This window comes from Sorangium sp. So ce176, from assembly GCF_051519835.1.
Lineage (GTDB): Bacteria > Myxococcota_A > Polyangia > Polyangiales > Polyangiaceae > Sorangium > Sorangium cellulosum_G.
In genome coordinates this window covers 4,889,938-4,907,650 of sequence record NZ_CP150371.1, presented here as the reverse complement: position 1 = coordinate 4,907,650, position 17,713 = coordinate 4,889,938, and the positions used below count along the sequence as shown (strand labels likewise).

The 17,713-nt window shown below is 73.4% G+C and carries 14 protein-coding genes; 10 read left to right on the top strand and 4 right to left on the bottom strand.

Annotated features, from left to right (window positions below):
• Nucleotides 1-124 precede the first annotated feature (124 nt).
• Nucleotides 125-1,621, bottom strand: a complete 1,497-nt coding sequence (locus WMF42_RS18245; RefSeq protein WP_061610618.1) for a TolC family protein — start codon at nt 1,619-1,621, stop codon at nt 125-127.
• Between the two features lie 266 nt (nt 1,622-1,887).
• Here WMF42_RS18245 and WMF42_RS18240 point away from each other — a divergent pair, with 266 nt between their 5' ends.
• Nucleotides 1,888-2,826, top strand: coding sequence for a hypothetical protein (locus WMF42_RS18240; RefSeq protein WP_233562058.1), 939 nt, complete (start codon nt 1,888-1,890; stop codon nt 2,824-2,826).
• 40 nt (nt 2,827-2,866) lie between these two features.
• Here WMF42_RS18240 and WMF42_RS18235 read toward each other — a convergent pair whose 3' ends face one another.
• Nucleotides 2,867-4,339, bottom strand: coding sequence for a hypothetical protein (locus tag WMF42_RS18235; protein ID WP_061610616.1), 1,473 nt, complete (start codon nt 4,337-4,339; stop codon nt 2,867-2,869).
• Nucleotides 4,340-4,549: 210 nt separating this feature from the next.
• On the opposite strand from WMF42_RS18235, the gene WMF42_RS18230 reads away from it, so the two are divergent.
• The 8 genes from WMF42_RS18230 to WMF42_RS18195 all read left to right on the top strand — a co-directional run bounded on the left by WMF42_RS18230 (nt 4,550) and on the right by WMF42_RS18195 (nt 12,728).
• Complete coding sequence (locus WMF42_RS18230; protein WP_061610615.1) at nt 4,550-5,077, top strand: hypothetical protein; 528 nt, start codon at nt 4,550-4,552, stop codon at nt 5,075-5,077.
• A gap of 39 nt (nt 5,078-5,116) precedes the next feature.
• The gene (locus WMF42_RS18225; protein WP_437693347.1) at nt 5,117-7,597 is read left to right on the top strand and encodes a DEAD/DEAH box helicase; all 2,481 of its coding nucleotides are present in this window, start codon (nt 5,117-5,119) and stop codon (nt 7,595-7,597) included.
• 269 nt (nt 7,598-7,866) lie between these two features.
• Nucleotides 7,867-8,556 carry a tetratricopeptide repeat protein gene (locus tag WMF42_RS18220; RefSeq protein ID WP_061612645.1) on the top strand — a complete coding sequence of 230 codons (690 nt, stop codon included), beginning with the start codon at nt 7,867-7,869 and terminating at the stop codon, nt 8,554-8,556.
• Nucleotides 8,557-9,136: 580 nt separating this feature from the next.
• Nucleotides 9,137-10,483, top strand: a complete 1,347-nt coding sequence (locus WMF42_RS18215) for an STAS domain-containing protein (RefSeq protein WP_437693346.1) — start codon at nt 9,137-9,139, stop codon at nt 10,481-10,483.
• A 23-nt stretch (nt 10,484-10,506) separates the two neighbouring features.
• Nucleotides 10,507-10,902, top strand: a complete 396-nt coding sequence (locus WMF42_RS18210) for an STAS domain-containing protein (RefSeq protein WP_233562578.1) — start codon at nt 10,507-10,509, stop codon at nt 10,900-10,902.
• Nucleotides 10,883-11,668, top strand: a complete 786-nt coding sequence (locus tag WMF42_RS18205; RefSeq protein WP_233562579.1) for an anti-sigma regulatory factor — start codon at nt 10,883-10,885, stop codon at nt 11,666-11,668. The genes WMF42_RS18210 and WMF42_RS18205 overlap by 20 nt, the downstream gene beginning before the upstream one ends.
• Nucleotides 11,665-12,252 carry a SpoIIE family protein phosphatase gene (locus WMF42_RS18200; protein WP_061612649.1) on the top strand — a complete coding sequence of 196 codons (588 nt, stop codon included), beginning with the start codon at nt 11,665-11,667 and terminating at the stop codon, nt 12,250-12,252. Before WMF42_RS18205 ends, WMF42_RS18200 begins: the two co-directional genes overlap by 4 nt.
• Nucleotides 12,249-12,728 (top strand): ATP-binding protein, encoded by a 480-nt coding sequence (locus WMF42_RS18195; protein WP_233562580.1) that lies wholly within the window; start codon nt 12,249-12,251, stop codon nt 12,726-12,728. Before WMF42_RS18200 ends, WMF42_RS18195 begins: the two co-directional genes overlap by 4 nt.
• A 158-nt stretch (nt 12,729-12,886) precedes the next feature.
• Here the strand turns inward: WMF42_RS18195 and WMF42_RS18190 are convergent, their stop codons facing one another.
• Both WMF42_RS18190 and WMF42_RS18185 read right to left on the bottom strand, forming a co-directional pair.
• Nucleotides 12,887-13,912 carry a tetratricopeptide repeat protein gene (locus tag WMF42_RS18190; protein ID WP_061612651.1) on the bottom strand — a complete coding sequence of 342 codons (1,026 nt, stop codon included), beginning with the start codon at nt 13,910-13,912 and terminating at the stop codon, nt 12,887-12,889.
• Between the two features lie 209 nt (nt 13,913-14,121).
• Nucleotides 14,122-16,062 (bottom strand): L,D-transpeptidase, encoded by a 1,941-nt coding sequence (locus tag WMF42_RS18185; RefSeq protein WP_061612652.1) that lies wholly within the window; start codon nt 16,060-16,062, stop codon nt 14,122-14,124.
• Between the two features lie 273 nt (nt 16,063-16,335).
• Between WMF42_RS18185 and WMF42_RS18180 the strand changes: the two genes are divergently transcribed.
• Nucleotides 16,336-17,703, top strand: coding sequence for a hypothetical protein (locus WMF42_RS18180; protein ID WP_437693345.1), 1,368 nt, complete (start codon nt 16,336-16,338; stop codon nt 17,701-17,703).
• The last annotated feature ends 10 nt before the right edge of the window (nt 17,704-17,713 follow it).

Sequence of the window (17,713 nt, the reverse complement as noted above, 5' to 3'; positions counted from 1 at the left end):
CAGGCGCGCGGGGCGCGGCGCTCATCGCTCGCTCGTCGCTCTTCGCTCGTGCGTCCATTGCTCGATGGTTGCGCGGGGTTACCACGCCTTGCGACGCGCGTGGCCGCGCCCGCCGCCGCGTGCATCACTTGCACGAGGCGGACGCGAGCAGCGCCGTGATCTTCGCCCTGACCACCTCGAACTCCTGCACCGCGAGATCGATCTCGGCCTCGCGCTGCCTGCGGCCGGACTCGACAAGATCGAAGCTCGTCACGGTGCCGGCCTCGAACGCGACCTGCGTGAGGCGCGCAGTCTCGCGCGCGAGGTCGCGCGCCTGCTCGGAGACCGCCCGCGACTGCTCGGCGACCGCGACGCCCCGCACCGCCTGCGACGTATCGAGCTCGGCCGCGCGCTCCGCCAGGCCGATGCGCGCCCGCTGCTGCTCGACCAGCGCGCGGTTCACCCGGAGATCGCCGTAACGAGCGCCGCCGTCCCAGATGGGGATGGTGAGGACGGCGCTGATGGACCACTCCCACGATCGCGAGCTGATCCCCTGATCGTTCCCGAACGCGGTCTGGGCCTGCAGCGTGCTCGACAGCTCGGCGTACGGGGCGAACGCGAGCTTCGCGTCGGTGAGGTTGCGCTCGGCGATCTCCAGCTCGGCCCGGGCCGCGCGGACATCGGCGCGCTGATCCGAGCGCCCCTGGGCGCATTGCGACTGCATCTCCGCCGCGATCCCGTTGAGCGAGAAGGTCTGCGGGACGCCGACCTCGCCGCGCTCGCCCAGCACCGCCCCGAGCGCCTCGCGCGCCTTGCGCAGCGCCTCGTCGCCGGTGACGAGCGTCGCGCGGGCGAGCGCGACGTCCTGCTCCGCGCGCACGACGTCGAGCTTCGTGCCGGTGCCGAGGCGCTCGCGCCGCCGCGTGAGCTCGAGCCGCTCGAGCGCGCTCCGCAGCCCGACGCGGTTGACCTCGCTGACCCGCTCGGCCGTGACGATCGAGACGACGGCGTCCGCGACAGCGCCGATCGTGATGCGGCGGCGATCCTCCAGGCTCAGCTTGGCGACCTCGACCGACAGGTTGGCGGTGCCGATGCCGTACCAGGCGCGCGGGGCGAGGATCGGCTGGCTGAGCGTCAGCGACGCCGAGGCGCTGGTCGGAAAGAGATCGGATCGCGAGGTGCTCGGGGCCGTCGGATCCGGGTCCGCGGGTACGCCCACCGTGGTCTGGTCGCCCGCCAGGCGGTGGGTGAGGCTGCCCCTCGCGTCGAGGCTCGGCAGCGCCGCGGCGAGCGCCCGCCGCGCGATGCCCTCGGCGCGGGCGACCTCCTGCACGGCGATGACGAGGTCGACCGAGCGCTGATCGATGATCGCGCGCGCCTCGTTCCAGCTCGTGAGCGTGCGCGCCGGCGGCGGGACGGGCGCGAGCGCCGGGTCGTTGACCTCGATGCGCTGCAGCGCCGGCGTGGTCGCGGGCGCCGCCGTCGGGGCTGCCGCCGTCGCCGCCGCGGGGGGCTGCTGCCCGGGTCGCCGCTGAGGCTGCTGAGCCGGCGGGGGCGCCGGCTGCGCGAGCGCTATCCCTTGATGCAGGGCGAGGAAGGCGAGGGTGCGGAGAGCGACCATGCAGAGCCGGGGACGGGGCATGCGCGATTCGATGCGATGTCCAGCGCGCGACGACAAGCCCGAAGCCGGGGGGGCGCGGTCCAGGCCTGCGCACGTGTGCGAAACCGTGGGCGCGGCGACCGCGCGGCGGGCCAAGTCGTGGCGACGGAACGCGGATGCGGCACTATTCTGGATCACCGATGCCAAGCCGGTTGCCCCCGAACGACATCTGTCTCGGCTGCGGAAAGCGGCGGCGATGCGGCGCCGCGGATCCCTGCGCGCGCTGCGGCGCGCCGCCTCACCGCGCCGTGTGGCGCCGATCCGAGCAGCACGGCGCGTCGCCGAAGATCGAGCTGTTCCTGAGCGCGGTCACGAGCTGCCTGCTGCTGGCGTACACGGCGCTCTACGTGCTGCTCCTGACGGGCCTGGCCGAGTCCGCGGAGAGCTCCCTCGCGGGCGCGGCGCTGTTCGCCGCGATCCTGGCGCTCAGCGTGAAGCTCTCGCGGTGGATCGTGCGCTCGCTGTTCGAGCTCTGGGGCACCACGTGGGCGTACTGCTCCGCCGACGGCGCGCGCTGGGGCACCGTGAGCACGCTGTTCGGGTGGTACGGCGCCGGCGAGGGCGTGTGCCTCGAGGAGTTCGAGCCGACGAGCGCGGGCTCGACGCTCTTCTGCTCCTCGGACGCGATCGAGGCGGGGCTCCCCGTCGTCGCCGCGAACCTCTCGCGCATCGCGGGGGCGAAGGGCGGCGACGCGTTCTCGCCGTTCGAGGTGCTGATGCTCAGCGCCTTCACGGGCCTCGTCGCGCGCGGCGAGGCGACCATCAGCCGGGCCACGGCGGTGCGCTGGCGCAAGGACTGGCTCGGCGTCGCGCGGCGCGGCGCCCCCCACACGGTCTTCACGATCGAGCGCGCCAGCGACCGCGAGGAGGGCAGCGCGCTCGAGCGCGAGATCCTCTCGGCGCTGCAGGCCAAGGCGGACGGCCTCGCGCCGCTCGCGGAGCCCGCGCGGCCGGGGGGCTACCGGGACGCCGCGCGGCGGCCGCCGCCCGTGCGGCTCCGCATCGAGGAGGTGCTGCGCCCGCGCGCGCTCGCGCTGGCGGCGAGGGCGCTCCGGAAGGAGCCCCGCGGCGGCGCCCCGGTCGCGGTCGCCGTGGCGCTCGACGAGTTCGGGAAGCGCGACCCGGCCCGGCTGAGCCACCTGCGCGTGCTCCTCGCCGAGCACCGCCGCGGCCCGCTCTCCGCGTGAGCGGCGGCGCGGCGACGGGCGAGCCGCAGGCGCGCGGCGCTCAGTGCCAGACGCCGATGCCGGCGCTCACGCTGTCGTAGCGGGGCGCGAAGTCCATCGACGCCTGCAGCGTGTACGCGACCTCGGGGAACAGCCCCCAGAAGGTCGTCGACAGCACGCGGAGGTCCGCGCCGAACGTGAAGTGCTGCCGCCCCACGCGCCCGCTCCCCAGGCGCCCGAAGCGGTTCGGCTCGTAGTAGCTGCCGAACCGCGTGTGCACGCGGCCGGGGATCGGCTCCGTCTCGATCCCGAACCGCGGCGAGAAGCTCACGTGCGCGCCCGACGTCGGGTCGCCGCGATCGCTGCCCGGCCGGTTCTGCGCCAGGAAGTGCTCCAGGCTCACCCCGTTCGCCACGGCGCCCGTGACGAGGAGCTCCGCGGTGATGAGCAGGTGCTCGCGTGGCCAGTTCCAGTAACGCGCGCGACGCTCCCGCTCGAGGAGGTCCGGCCCCGCGGCGAGCTCCCGCTCGTCCGCGGCGCGCTCGCGCGCCCGCTCCGCCGAGAAGGCGCGCTCGCGCGCGGCGCGCTCCTCCGGATCCGCGATCGCGCGGAGCTCGAACTCCCGCCGCGCTTCCCGCTCGGATCGCCGGCGCGCGATCGTCTCGCGGAGCTCCCGCTCCTGATCGCGCGGGTTGATCCACGCCGGGTTGAGCGGGCGCGGGCCGACCTGCACGGCGAGCCCGAGCTCGATCTCCCAGGGAAGGACGACCTCGTTCGGCAAGATCAGCCCGCCGGCGCGCCGGACCCCTCGATCCACGACCACGCCCTCGCCGAGCAACCTCCCTCCGTTCACCGGCAGCCGGAACGTGGCGCCGAGCCGGTACGACGCCCAGTCGGGCCGGATGAGCACGCCGACCTCCGGCGAGATGCCCGCGATCGTCAGGTCGGTCTGCTCGGCGCCGAGGCCGAGCGTCACCGCGCGCGCGCCGGCGCCCAGCACGAGCGCGTCGCCGAGCAGGCGGACTCCGCCGAGGAAATGGTACTTGCCGGTCACGACGGTGGTCTCGCCGCCGACGGCGTCCATGAGCGTGTACCGCTGCAGCTCCGCGTTGACCCCGACGCCGAAATCGCCCGCCTGGAGCTGACCGCCGAGCGTCATGTACACGAAGTTCGAGTAATCGAGGTCGATGGCGCCGCTGTTGTCGAAGTCGTTGTTCGCGAAGAGCTCGATGGGGATCGAGATCGACGCGGCGACGTCCCACTCCAGCCAGCGAAAGCTGAAGGGCTCGCGGACCGCGGGCGCCGCGGCGTTGGCCACCATCCCGGCGATCCCCTCGGCGTAGCCGGCGTACGCGCCTGCGATCCCGGTCACACGCAGCGGCGCGAGGATCGGCCCCTGGAAGAGATCGAGGGCGTACGCGTTGTCCTGGAGCGGCTGGGCCGACGCGGCCGGCGACAGCCCGGCGAGGGCCAGCGCGGAGAGCGCCGCCGCGGCGCGGCGGGGGGCGCGGAGGGCTGCGGTCGTCTCGGTCACCTCGCGCTGCTCCGGTCCAACAGCATCTCGTCGCGCCCGCGGCGAGGTGATAGCACTGGCCCGCACGGAAGGGACCGCGGAAGCGGGCCCCGACCCGCGGCGGCTGCCCCCGGCCCCGAAGCTCCACGGCTCGCGAGAGATAAGGAAGAGGGGCTCGCCCGCCGCGCAAGCGCCCGAGCAACACCGCCCGCCGAAGGAATCGCCGCTCTCATGCCCGCCCAAGCTCCCGCGCCCATCGCCCCTGCCTCGGCCTCGCCAGGGACCGACGCGCGAGCGCCCCGCGGGCGGCGCCGCGGGCCTCGCGCCCTCGGCCGCCGCATTGCCCAGATCGCTTACTACAGCGTCGCCGCGCTCATCATCGTGGCGTGCACCCTCCAGATCATCCGGCAGGTCTTCTTCCTGCCGGTCATCCCGTCGCCCTACGGGAGCTGCCAGGAGGGCCTGCTGGCGCTCGTCCGCGCCGTCGAGCGCGCCAGGGACGCCGCGCCCGGGACCGACGGGGAGGACGCCGCCCTCGCCCGGTTCCGGAGCAAGCTCGCCCCGGAGTGGACCTACCGGGACGGAGTCGCCGTCTCGTGCCGGGGCTCAGCGGAGGACGAGCGCGCTCTCGACGCCATCGAGCGGCTCCGCTATGCGGAGGAGCACGCAGCGCGGCGCGAGGCAGGCGATCTGGCTCCGCTGCGGCGCCGGGTCCGGGCGATTGTCGATGGCCAGCTTGGGCCCGTATCCCCGAGATAATCCCCCGACGCGGCGATCACGCAGGACGATATGACCGACATGACCGTTCCTTCTCCCCCTGCCGCAGTGGCGGGTGAAGCGCAGACCGGCGAAAAGCCCCAGCCGCCGCCCACCTTCGATGTGCTGCCCCTGTCGTCCGAGCTGCGCGAGACGCTCGCGGAGATTGGCTACGTCCACCCGACGCCGGTGCAGCTCGCCGTGTGGGAGCCGGTCACGCGCGGGCGCGACGCGGTGGTGCAGGCGCGCACGGGCACCGGCAAGACGGCGGCCTTCGGGCTCCCGATCGTCGACCACGCCGTCAAGCGCTCGCTCGCGCAGGCGCAGGTGCTCGCGCTGTGCCCGACGCGCGAGCTCGCGCTCCAGGTCTCCGCGGAGATCGACCGCCTCGGCAAGCGCAAGGGCATCAAGGTGGTCGCCGTCTACGGCGGCGCGCCGATGCAGCGCCAGATCGACGCGCTCGCCGCGGGCGCGCAGGTGATCGTCGGCACGCCGGGACGCGTGCTCGACCACCTGCGGCGCGGGACGATCGTCGCCAAGCACATCCGGCTGCTCGTGCTCGACGAGTGCGACGAGATGCTCTCGATGGGCTTCGAGCGCGAGCTCACCGCGATCCTGGCCGAGCTGCCGCCGGAGCGACAGACGCTCCTGTTCTCGGCGACGCTCCCGCCCGACATCGAGCGCATCGCGCGCAGCAAGCTGCGCTCGCCCGAGTTCGTCACCCTCTCGGGCGACGCGGTCGGCGCCCTCCAGATCCAGCACTACGTCTACCTCGTCACGGGCGACAAGCACGCCGCGCTCATCCGCATCATCGAGGTGGAGAACCCCGAGAACGCTGTCGTCTTCTGCAACACGAAGGACGAGACCGAGGCGGTCGCCGCGGCGCTGAAGCGCCAGGGCTACGACGCCGACTGGCTGAACGGCGATCTGCCGCAGTCCGATCGCGAGAAGGTGATGAGCGCCACGCGCGAGGGGCGCCTGCGCTTCCTCGTCGCCACCGACGTGGCCGCGCGCGGGATCGACATCTCGCACCTCACGCACGTCATCAACTACGACTTCCCGCAGGACGCCGAGGCGTACGTGCACCGCACCGGCCGCACCGGCCGCGCGGGGCGCACCGGCACGGCGATCGCGCTGATCACGCCGCAGGACGTCGGGCCGCTCTACATCCTCCGGCTGACGTACAAGATCCGGCCGCTCGAGAAGCAGCTCCCGAGCGAGGGCGAGCTCAAGACGCGCGCCGAGGCCGATCTCGTCGCGATGCTCGCCGAGGCGTTCCTGCCGAAGGGCACGCACCCCGAAGACCTCTCGCTCGCGCGCCGGCTGCTCACGCACGACCAGGCCGAGGCGATCGTCGCGGGCCTCCTGCGCGACCACCTCGGCGCGCGGCCGACGGCGCAGGAGGAGGCGAGCGCCGCGCGGCGCGCCCAGCAGCCGCGGCCGGCGGCGCGCGAGGCCGCGGTCCCGTCGACCCGGCCCGAGCCCGCGGCGCGCGGCGGGAGCGAGCGGGTCGAGGGGCGCCTGGCGCGGGACGCGCTCCCGCGCGCGGCCGACTCCGTCGATCCGCGCTCGCCCGAGACGGAGCGCAGCAGCGAGCGCGAGATCGCGCGCGCCGCGGGGAGCGCGCGAGATGCCGTTCGAGACGCGCCAGACGCTGATCGAGACCGCGGGCGGGAGCGCGACCGTCGCTCGCTGCGCCTGCGCCGCGACGAGGGGCGGCGCGGGCCTCGCGGCGCGGACGCGCCCGCGGGCGATGAGCTACGCGAGCCGCGCCGGCCCGAGGTGACGAGGGCGCGCGACGAGGGGCCCGTCTCGGTCGAGCCGCTCACGCGCCCGGAGCCGCTGATGCGGATCGAGCCGCCGCGGGTCGAGGGCGGGCCGGGCCGCGGCCCGGCCGAGCGCCTGCGCGAGCGGCCGGGCGCCGCGACGCTGCTGTCGGCGCGCCGCGGCCCCGCCGTCGCGGGCGTCGCCGGCGCGCCGGGCAGGGCTCACGGCGGCGCGCCGGGGCAGCCGTTCTCGCGCCACGCCGACTTCACCATGTGGCAGCCGCCCGAGGAGGAGGGCGACGACGAGCCGATCCTCGGCGAGCCGCCGTCCCCGCCGCCTGGCTCGCCCGCGTCGCGCGGCGGCGATCGCGAGCGCGCGAGCGGCCCTGCGCCCTCGCTCCCTGGCGAGCCCGCGGTCGAGATCGAGAGCGTCGATCCCGGCGACTCGCCCCGCGCCGCGGCCGTGCGCGACGAGCCCGAGGGCGAGTTCGTCGAGGTCTTCATCAACCTCGGGCGCCGCGACGGCGCGCGCGCGGCGGACTTCCAGCGCGTGCTCGTCGAGCGCGCGGGGATGGCGAAGGGCGACATCCGGCGCATCCGGGTGCGCGAGCGCAACGCGTTCGTCAGCGTACCGAAGGCCGAGCTCGCGCGCGTCGTCGGGGCGCTGAACGGCGCGACGATCGCGGGCAAGGAGGCGCGCGCGGAGCAGGCTCGGGAGCGCACGTCAAGCACCGAAGAGGTGGCGGAGGACGCCTGACCGCGCGGCGCGCCGGCGTGCCTTCAGGAGGCGCCGGCCTGCCACCAGGCAACGCCGGCGTGCCTTCAGGAGGCGCCGGCCTGCCGCCAGGCATCGCCGGCCTGCTGCAAGGCATCGCCATCGCAGGCGCCGCGCCGACGTTCCACGCTGTCCGCGCATGCGCCAGACACCGCCCGCCGGCGTACGTCGGTCGGCGCTCGCGTGCGACGCTGTCGAGGCGGCGCGCAACGCGCTAGCCAAGCCCGCCCACTGGTCGTATCACGGAAGGGATGGCGCGCAGTGGAGCGGAGGATATCGACCGGCTTCGACGGGACATCGATCGAGCGCTTGCCGACAAGCTCGACGCGGAGAGGGTCCTCCCGCTGCTCGCGCGGCTGGCCCGCGCGACGGCGCCCGGGAGCGAGCCGTGGCTCTATGCGCACCGCCACCTCGCGGAGATGGGCGTCGAGCACGACCCGTGGCGCGCCGCGCTCTTCGCGCGCCGCGTGCTGCAGTTCCACGGGGAGGACGACGGCGCGTGGGCGGTGCTCGGCCTGGCGCAGTCGCTGCTAGGCAACTACCGCTACGCCGCGCGCGCCTACGAGCGCGCCCTGGCCATCGCGCCCGACAACCCGTGGTACGCCCATAACCTGGGTCACCTCTACGACGTCGCGCTGAACCGCCCGCAGGACGCCCTGCCGCTCCTGGCGCAGGCCACCGAGGCGCAGACGGGCGAGGCCGACATCGCCGCGAGCTACGCCCACGCGCTCGCCCGGTGCGGCAAGCTGGTGCTCGCCAAGAAGATCCTGAAGCGCGCCATCCGCCACGGCGCGACGGCCGACCAGATGGCGCTGTGGCGCTGGCTCGACGCGGGCGCGCCCACGACCGGCGAGAGCGGGCCTGACCCTCAGCGGCCGGCCGACTCGAAGCGCAAGACTAAGCGACGCCGCGCCCGCGAGCGCCAGAGCCTCGGCGACTGACGGTCGCCCTCCGCCGTTCGCCGGGCGAGCTCCAGCGCGCACCCGCGCAGCGCGCGCCGTGCGAGGAGGCCCACGTGCGCTCTCGCCGTTCATCTTCAATGATCAAGGAGCAAGCAGGGAGCGAACCGGCCGGGCTCGACCGCAATGCAGCGCGGCACGCGCCGGCGCTCTCCTCTGTGACGCGAGGCACGGGCGAGGTTGTGCGGACACGGGCTACCTCGGCTGGGCGGTGTGCACGCTGGCGCCACAAGCGACATGCACGGCCGACGCGAAGCTTGACGGTGGGTTGCCCGGTTGGCGATAAGCTGTGTTTCTCGACTGGTGCTGGACACGATCCCGGTTCGGCGGGACAGGGCACCCTGCGAGGAGAAGACATGGGCGTAACGAGCGTGCAAAGGACGGACAGGACGGCGCAGCGCGACGCGCGCTCCGCGGCCGCTTCGTCCGGCTCGCGCGGCTCGTCCTCCGGGCGCGCAGATCTCGGGCGGTTGGACAAGAAGATTCGCCGCGCCGTGCACCGGAGAGATGCGCTGCCCGGCGCTCCGCCGGGCGAGCGCGGGCTTAGGACGGAGAGTTCGCGATGAGCGAAGAGGCTCTGCGGCAGGAGGTTGCGAGGCTCACGGAGCGCATCGCTACGCTCGAGCAGCAGATCGAGGCGCACGAGCGCGCGGCGAAGGAGCAGGCCGCGGAGCTCGACAGGGCGGAGCGCGAGGCGCGCGAGCGCAGCGAGCAGCTGGCCCGTTCGGAGGACGAGCTGCGGCGACAGGCCGGCATCTTCAGGCTCGTGCTCGACAGCATGGCCGACGGCGTCGCCGTCGTGGACGACAGCGGCGAGCTCCTGATGCGCAACCCGGCGGCGGAGCACATGCTCGGCCGCGCGCCGCTCGACGTCTCGGCGGGCGACGGCCAGGGCCCCGGCGACGCGACGCTGTTCTTCCCGGATCAGGCGACGCCCTGGCCCGCTTCCGAGCACCCCCTCGCGCGGGCGCTGCGCGGCGAGACGGTCGACCAGGTGGAGCTCTTCGCCAGGAAGCCCACCGAGCAGGACGCGCGGCTCGCCCGCCGGCCTCAGGCCACGGCGGCCAGCGCGCTGCCGACCCTCGCGCCCGCCTCGGGGTCGAACGGCGAAGACGTCGAGCCGCGGTCGGTCCGCGTGCCGCCCACGTTCGTCGAGCCGCGCGCCGAGGCCGGGCCAGCGTCGGGGTTGTTCCTGACGGTCAGCGCCAGCCCGATGCGGGGCAAGGACGGGTCGATCTCCGGCGCCGTCGCTGTCTTCCGCGACGCGACCGAGAAGAAGCGCCTCATCGAGGATCTCGAGGCCAAGAACCGCGACCTCGTCGAGAGCGAGAGCGCGAAGAGCGAGCTCGTCGAGCGGCTCCGCTACGCCATCGACGAGATCTCGACGCCGATCCTCGAGCTCTGGGACGACGTCCTCGCGCTGCCGATCATCGGCGTCGTCGACTCGCGCAGGAGCGCGCAGATCATGGAGCGGCTGCTCGACGAGATCGTCCGCCGCCAGTCGCGCTACGTCATCATCGACGTGACGGGCGTCGAGGTGATCGACACGCGCACGGCCGACCATTTCATGAAGCTCATGAAGGCCGTCGAGCTGCTCGGCGCGCGGTGCCGCATCACCGGGGTGCGGCCCGCGGTCGCGCAGACGATGGTGGAGCTCGGCATCAACCTCGGCACCGTTCGCGCCGCGCGCAACCTCAAGCACGCGCTGCGCGAGAGCCTGGCGTTCGCCGGCCAGAAGCCGACGCTCTCGTCCCTCATGGGCCGCCGCGGCGCGGCCAGGGGCGGCGAGAAGCAGGCAGGACAAGCGTTCACCCCTGGCGGCCCAGAGGCCGCGTTCGACCCGTCCGGCAGCGGTCCCATGAACACGACACAGCTCCAGCTCAGCGCGAGGAAGGAGACGTCCACTTGATGCAAGCGGGTAGGGTCCCCATCGTGGGCCTCTTCGGGAATTTAATCGTCTCGGTGCAGGGCGGGCTCACCGACGGACAGGTCGAGCAGCTACGCGACGACGTGACAGGGTCGATCGAAGCGCGATCGCCCCGCGGCCTCATCGTCGACCTCTCCGGTGTCGAGATTCTCGACAGCTATCTCACCCGCGCCATCCGTGACATCGCGCTCACGGCCCGGCTGATGGGCGTGCGGACGGCGGTGTGCGGCTTGCGCCCCGCTGTCGCGATCGCCCTCGTGGAGATGGATCTCGAGATCCCTGGCGTCGTGACGGCGCTGAACCTGGAGCGCGCCGTCGAGATGCTCGCGCCGTCCGCGGAGGACGACCTGACGCCGCCGGAGCTCACGAACGAGGTGTCGCATGAAGATCCCTCCTCGTGACGGACCGCCCTCCAGCGGCGGCGCCACGGGGCCGCCTTCGAGCCGGTCGGGCGGGCCGGTCTCGACGCGCATGCCCGGCTCACCGCAGTCGGCGCGCGGTCCTGCGCCGCCGACGCCGCAGATCGTCGGCCGCTCGATCACCGATCAGATCGAGACGGTGCTGGCGCAGTTCCTCTCGCCCGCGGTGAGGAAGAGCGTCATCGACTGCGGCATCCGGCAGGCGAAGGTCGATCCGCTCTACGCGCGCGAGGGCGATCTCCGGCGCTTGCTCGTCGAGGTCAAGCGCGGGGTGAAGCTGTTCGTCCGCGACCAGGCGCAGCTCGATCGGTGCATCACCGAGCTCGGTGAGCTCGATCACGCCGCCCCTGCGCCGCGCGAGATCACGATCGACGTGCGCAACGAGGAGGACGTGCTGCGCGCGCGGTCCGCGGGCCGCGAGCTCTGCATCGAGCACCTCGTCAGCGACGTCCTGCAGACGAAGATCGTCACGGCGATCTCCGAGCTCGGGCGTAACATCGTCAGGTACGCGGGCAACGGGCAGATCATCGTCCGCTCGCTCACCTCGCCGATGCGCGCGATCGAGATCATCGCGCAGGACCACGGGCCGGGGATCTCGAACCTGCAGGAGATCCTGAGCGGCAAGTACCGCTCGCGCCACGGCATGGGCGCGGGCCTCCGCGGAACGAAGGCGCTCATGGATGCGTTCGACGTCAAGACGGCGCCCGGCGCGGGCACGACCGTGACGGTCAGGAAGTACCTCGGATGACGGTCGCCATCGGGACCGCGTGCTGCGTCGCCGCCGGCGAGGAGGTCGCCGGCGACGAGGCGGTGGTGGTCCGGCAGCCTCCCTGGGTGCTGATCGGCCTCGCGGACGGGCTCGGGCACGGGCCCCTCGCCGCGCAGGCGGCGTCCGCCTTCTGTCGCTACGTGGAGGACCACGCGTCGATGCCGCTCGAGGACCTCCTGACCGGGGCCGGAGAGCACATCGCGTCGACGCGCGGGGCCGCCGCGGCGCTCCTGCGCATCGACGAGAGCGCGGGCGAGCTCGAGTTCTCGGGCGTCGGCAACATCGCGATGAAGGCGATCACGCGGACCGCCATGCCGATCTTCTGCTCCGCCGGGATCCTCGGCCGTCGCGTGCGGCGGCTCCGGAGCTTCCGCTTCCCCATCTCGCCCGGCGACGTCGTCCTGCTGCACTCGGACGGCATCGCCAGCGGCTTCGATCTCGCGGCGTTCCGCGACCTCGACCCCGAGGTGATGGCGCGCCGGATCGTCGACGTCCACAAGAAGTCGTTCGACGACGCGACGTGCGTCGTCGCCGTGCTCCGCGACAACAGGACCTCGGCGTGACGCAGCGCACCCCGCCCGTCTTCAGCATCCCCGTCACCCGCGAGGAGGATCGCTTCGCCTGCGCGGCGGAGGGCGCGCTGATCGCGCGCTGGGCGGGGCTGTCGGAGCGCGCGCAGCACGAGCTCGCGATCGCGATCGCCGAGCTCGTGTCGAACGCGGTGCGCCACGGCGGCGGCGGCAGCATCAGCATCCGCGCGATCCGCGACGAGGCGGCGGCGGGCGGCGGCCGGTGGGGCGTCGAGGTGATCGTGCGCGACTCCGGCCCCGGCCTGGATCCGCGGATCGCGCTGCTGGAGGACGTCGGTCCGAAGAGCGATCGCAGCCCGTCCTCGTCGAGCTCCGCGCGGCTCACGCCGAGGATGCCCGGTCAGGGGCTCGGCGTCGGGCTCGGCGCCGTGCACCGGCTGATGAGCTCCGTCGTCATCCGCTCGTCCCCCGGCATCAGCACCGAGATCACCGCCGTCAAGTGGAAGTAGGCGGCGCCCTCGGGCTCCCGCGCGGCGCGCGAGGTCCCTCGACGCGAGGGGAGCCGCCTCACCGATCGCCCTGAAGCGGCGGCGAAGCGCGCCCGCGGCCCGCTCCAGCCCGTGCGCGCGAGCTCGTCTGCTCCGCGGGCGGCGAGCGCCCGCGGCCGTCAGTTCAGCTCTTTCTCGGTCCGCTCGTTCTGCTCGGCCTCGAGGAACGTCGCGGTGATCTCGCGCTCGAGCGCGAGGTTGATCTCGCGGTCGAGCGCCTCGATGCTGCCCGCGAGGCGCGCGACGTTGAGGGCGTAGACGAAGACCCGCGCGCAGGGGTGGACCTCCGCGCTGCCGCGGAGCCCCCGCTCGCGCTCGTCGGCGTTGAGGCCGTCGAGGAGGACCAGCGCGCGGGGATCGACCCCCTCGGCCACGAGCTCCATCCCGGGCACGTCGGAGATGTAGAGCTCCGCCCCCTCGACGTAGCGCCGGAGCACGGGGTTCAGCGCGGCGATCGTCTTCTGGGCGAGCGTCATGAAGCCGTCGCGGCTCGGCGCCCAGGGCGGCATGCCGAGCTCGACGTCGAGCTCCCGCGAGCGAAGGAAGGCCTGCGTCGCCCCGCGGACGTCGCCCCGCTCGTCGCGGATGAGCCCGAGGTAGTAGTGGGCCTCGGCGTGGCGCGGGTCCTTGAGCGCGGCCTCCTCGATGAGCGCGGCGGCCTTGTCGGCCTGGCCGATCTCGTAGAAGGCGCGGCCCACGAGGAAGGTGTGGTTCGGGTTGTCGTAGGGGCCCTCGGGGATCCGGGCGGCGACCTGCGCAGCCTCGTCGAGATCGCCCTTGCCGAGGAGCGCGTCGAACTTGAGGAGGAGCGCGTCGATGATCTCCTCGTCGACCTCGGCCAGATCGAGCGCCTGGTCGCACATCTCGATCGCCTGGTCGAAATCGCCGAGCGGGTGGATGTACACCTCGGCGGCGTTGAGCATCGCCTCCAGGTAGGTGTCGTCGAGGGCGATCGCCTGGCGGTACGCCTCGATGGCCTCCTCGCCCTCGCCCTCGAGGGCGGCGACGAAGCCGAGCAGGTTGTGAGCCTCCGGCGAGTTCGGATCGAGCTCGAGCGCCCGCCGGGCCGACGCCTCTGCTCCGCGCGTGTCCCCGCGCTGGACGAGATCCCACCCGCGGTCGAGGTGCGCCGAGAACTGGTCCATGGCGGCTCCACAAGTGTGCGAAGGGGGCCCCCGAGTCAAGAGGGAGCCCTGTCAAAGCAACCGTTCAAGCTGTTCCGGGCACGACTTGCCCGGATTTCCAGCGCCCAGCGCGGCCCCTCGACAGGGAAGGGCGGCAGGCTGCTGTGCCCGTCCCGGCGCGCCGGAGCGCCAGGGCGGGGGAGGGGCGGCCCCGCTCGCTCGCGGCCCGCTCACTCGTGGATGGACACCAGCGTGCCGCGGTTCTCCGGCGTCGACCAGACGCCGTGCCAGCCGCGGGGCAGCCTGGGCTCGCTCCAGAAGAAGACCTTCTTCGCGTCGAGCGGCGAGAGGTTCACGCAGCCGTGGCTCATCTCCCGGCCGAAGTTCGAGTGCCAGAAGGCGCCGTGGAGCGCGTACGACCCGTCGTAGTACGCGACGTACGGCACGTCCTCGATGCTGTACGGCAGATCGCCCGCGACCGTCCCGTCGCCGTCCATCGTCGTCGCGATGTGCTTCTCGCGGATGCGGTACACGCCGGTGGGCGTCGGGTGGTCCTTCTTCTTGTCCTTCGAGCGCCTCCCCGGCGAGACGAGCGCCGCGAACACGGGCCTGTCGCCCTCGATCGCGACAAGCGTCTTGCGCGACAGGTTCACGTCGATCCACTTCTCGCCCGGCGCGAGGTCCGGCGGCGGGCTGCCGACGTCGGTGTACGTCCCGTCGGCGCCCTTCATCCACCAGCCCTCGGTCGTCTTCCGGTACACGACCGACCTGTGCTTGTGTACATCGCCCGTGAGGCCGAACGCCGCGAAGCGCTCGAGCGAGCCCGCCACGGACACGGACTTCATCTCGGCGTCGAACTGGTACTTGCTCGACGTCTTCGAGAGGATGAAGCCGACAGCCTTCGCGCCCTCGGGGAAGTCGATGCCCTGCGAGGTCGGCGGCTTGATGATGTACATGCGGTCGCTCGGCGCGACGAGGCCCGCGGTCGTCTTGTACCAGCTCCGGCTGTTCCAGCCGAAGGTCTTGTCGACCGCGACGAAGAAGCCCTTCACCATCCGCTTCGCGACGGTCGAGTCCGCGTCCTTGTCGAGATCGGCGAGCGTGACGTTGAGCGGCCGGCCCTTGTCGTCGACGTTCTCCCACCAGGGCTTCTCGGGCTCCTCCTCGACCGGCGCCGTGGCGATGCCGAGCGACGCGGCCGCGGCCACGGCCGCCGCCTTGTCCTCGGTCGCGGAAGCCTCCGTGGCGACCGCGGTCACGGCGGGGGCCGCCCCGGCGCTCGCCACCGCGTCGGGGGTCGCCGCGGGGCGCGGCGCGGCCGCCTCCGCGGCGACCTCCTTCTCGGTCTGCTCGTAGAGCTCCTCGGCCTGCTGCCGCTGCTCTTCCTTCTTCTTGCGCTTCGACGACTCGAGGTACGGCTCATAGCGCGCCATCTCGTCCTTCGAGGGGACGGAGCGGTAGAGCGGCGTGCCGTGCGTCGTGTTGAACGCGTACTTGTACGGCAGCACGTCGTCGAGGTTCGGCGGCGTGATGCCGAGGCGGACATGGGGGTTCGACAGGTCGGTCGTGGCCGACCTCCCGCAGACGTAGCCGCCGTCGAGGAGGCGGTACCACCCCTTGGCGCAGCTCCCGCCCTTGATCGGCTTCGGATCGACCGGCACCTTGCCGCCGAGCCGGATGTAGCCGAGCCGCTGCTTGGAGAACTCCATCGTCGCGTAGACCGGCGCCTGCGGCACGATGGAGCCGAGCAGCGGCCCCGTGTAGGGCTTTTCGGGCTCGTCGGGGGGCTCCGGGGCGGCCGCGGAGGGCTCGGCGCTCGCGATCCCCTTGGGGGCCTCGGCGGACGCTGTCGCGCGCGCCGAGGACGTCGGCGCCGGGCGCGGGAGGGACGTCGTCCGCTCGTGCGGCGGGTGGCCCTCGGTGGACGGGCCGGGAGGCGCCTCGCCCTGGCAGCCGCTCGCCCACGCCGCGGCGCCGGCGACGGCCGCCGCGGCGACGAACCCGAGCGCGCTGGAGACGATCGAGGCGCGCGCGGCGCCCCCGCCCGGAGCGCGGCCGGGGTCCGGCGCAGGTTGCGGCTTCCGCGCGTCGCGGGTGCGGACGTTGCCGCTGCCCTGCGGTCGTGCGAGGTCGTTCTGCCCGCGTGGGCGGGGCGCCTGAGAGCGGTTCATCGCATCCACAGCGTTGGGCGAGGACCGGCCGTCCCGATCCTCGCGTTCTGGTGATCGACCCGTCGGGTCGGGTCGGCTCGGCGGTCTTAGTACCTGGTCGCTCACGTGTCGATCCACTTCTCTGCGGAGCGCGCCTCGCGACTTCGCGAGGGCGGACGCTGCGGCAGGCGACGTCGCGAGGGAGCGAAGGACATGCCACGCAGCCGCGGCGCGCGGCGGGGCCGGCGCCAGCGGCTCGGATGCCGTTCGGACGGCTGCTGCTAGGGTACCGCCGTGGCGGAACGGACCCCGGTGCGTGGCTCGAACAACACGACGACGGCCCCGCGCGCGGGCCGGGGAGCGGGGGTCGTCCCGCTCGTGCGCGCCGCCTCCAGGCGCGCGCTGGCGACGGCGGCGGCCGTGGCGCTGCTCCTGCACCTGCCGCTCTTGCCGACCCCGCTGTTCTCGTGGCTCGAGGCGATGTTCGCGCTGCGGGGCGAGCTGACCGACTACGACGCGGGCGAGACGATCGTCCCGATCGACCTCGACCTCCTCGCGGACGACCCGAGCGCTGTCGCGGCGGCGCCCTCCGCGACCGGCGCCGAGGCCGCGCCCTCGGGGGCGGGCGCCGCGGCGCCCTCGACGCCGCCGCCCGTGCCGTCGCCTCCGGTGGCGTCCGCGAGCGCCGCGCCGGAGGCGCCGGACGCGGGCGCGCCCACGCCGCCGCGCCGCAGGCCGCCGGGCGACGCGGGCCCGGACGCAGCGGGCGACGGGGGCGCGGGCGACGAGAGCGGGTCCCCGAACCTGCGCACCCCGCTCAGCGCCGCGGGCGCGCCGGGCAAGCTCGCGTCGAAGGACCCGAACGTGCAGGTGCTCATCGCCGGCGACCGGCTGCGCACCCACGAGCTCGGCGCTTGGTTCGGCCGGATCCTGACGACCATCCCGCAGTGGCAGGCGTTCTTCAGCGACACCGGCGTCGACCCGATCCGGGACATCGACCACCTCCTCATCGCCGGACCGCAGCTCCGCGACTCCAGCAAGGTCGTCGCCGTCATGGACTACCGCGCGCCCGAGGAGACCATGCGCGCGGCCGTCGACGTCATCGTGCAGCGGTCGAACGGCTCGTGGATCGAGGACGCCCCCGTCCCCGCCGCCCGCGCCACCGCCGAGCGCAGCGAGCGCATCTTCGCGATGGTCCCGGACCGGCGGCTGCTCGTGGTCCTCCCTGCTGAAGAAGAGGATCAACTATCCAAGTTGAAGTCCATGAAAGGCTTCAACAAATCGTCGGAGGCCGGCATCGTGATCTCGATGCTAACGCCCGCGAACGCCTTCCGCGGGGTCCAGGCGCTCCCGCGCAGCCTCGCGTGGATGCGGCTCACCGTGACGCCGACGAAGGACGGGGGCGCCGATCTCGCGCTCACGGCTGGCGACGAATCCGCTGCAGAAGCGCTGGAGCACGCGCAGGAGCTCACGAGGACCTTGAACGCTCTCCGGACCATCAACCTGGGGATCACGCGGATCGACGTGGTGGATGAGGTCACCTTCAACACCGACGGGAAGGTCATCTGGTCGAAGCTCCACGTCACGAACCGGCAGCTCAAGCTGATCATGGGCTTCGTGGAGCAGGCGCTGCGGGACCAGGGCGGCGCCCGGAAGAAGTAGAAGGAACCAC

Bases quoted from the DNA above. Each gene is read 5' to 3' on its own strand.
- WMF42_RS18205 (WP_233562579.1), top strand. From the start codon at position 10,883: ATGAAGATCCCTCCTCGTGACGGACCGCCCTCCAGCGGCGGCGCCACG.
- WMF42_RS18200 (WP_061612649.1), top strand. From the start codon at position 11,665: ATGACGGTCGCCATCGGGACCGCGTGCTGCGTCGCCGCCGGCGAGGAG.
- WMF42_RS18190 (WP_061612651.1), bottom strand. From the start codon at position 13,912: ATGGACCAGTTCTCGGCGCACCTCGACCGCGGGTGGGATCTCGTCCAG.
- WMF42_RS18185 (WP_061612652.1), bottom strand. From the start codon at position 16,062: ATGAACCGCTCTCAGGCGCCCCGCCCACGCGGGCAGAACGACCTCGCA.
- WMF42_RS18225 (WP_437693347.1), top strand. From the start codon at position 5,117: ATGACCGTTCCTTCTCCCCCTGCCGCAGTGGCGGGTGAAGCGCAGACC.
- WMF42_RS18220 (WP_061612645.1), top strand. From the start codon at position 7,867: ATGGCGCGCAGTGGAGCGGAGGATATCGACCGGCTTCGACGGGACATC.
- WMF42_RS18245 (WP_061610618.1), bottom strand. From the start codon at position 1,621: ATGCCCCGTCCCCGGCTCTGCATGGTCGCTCTCCGCACCCTCGCCTTC.
- WMF42_RS18215 (WP_437693346.1), top strand. From the start codon at position 9,137: ATGAGCGAAGAGGCTCTGCGGCAGGAGGTTGCGAGGCTCACGGAGCGC.
- WMF42_RS18230 (WP_061610615.1), top strand. From the start codon at position 4,550: ATGCCCGCCCAAGCTCCCGCGCCCATCGCCCCTGCCTCGGCCTCGCCA.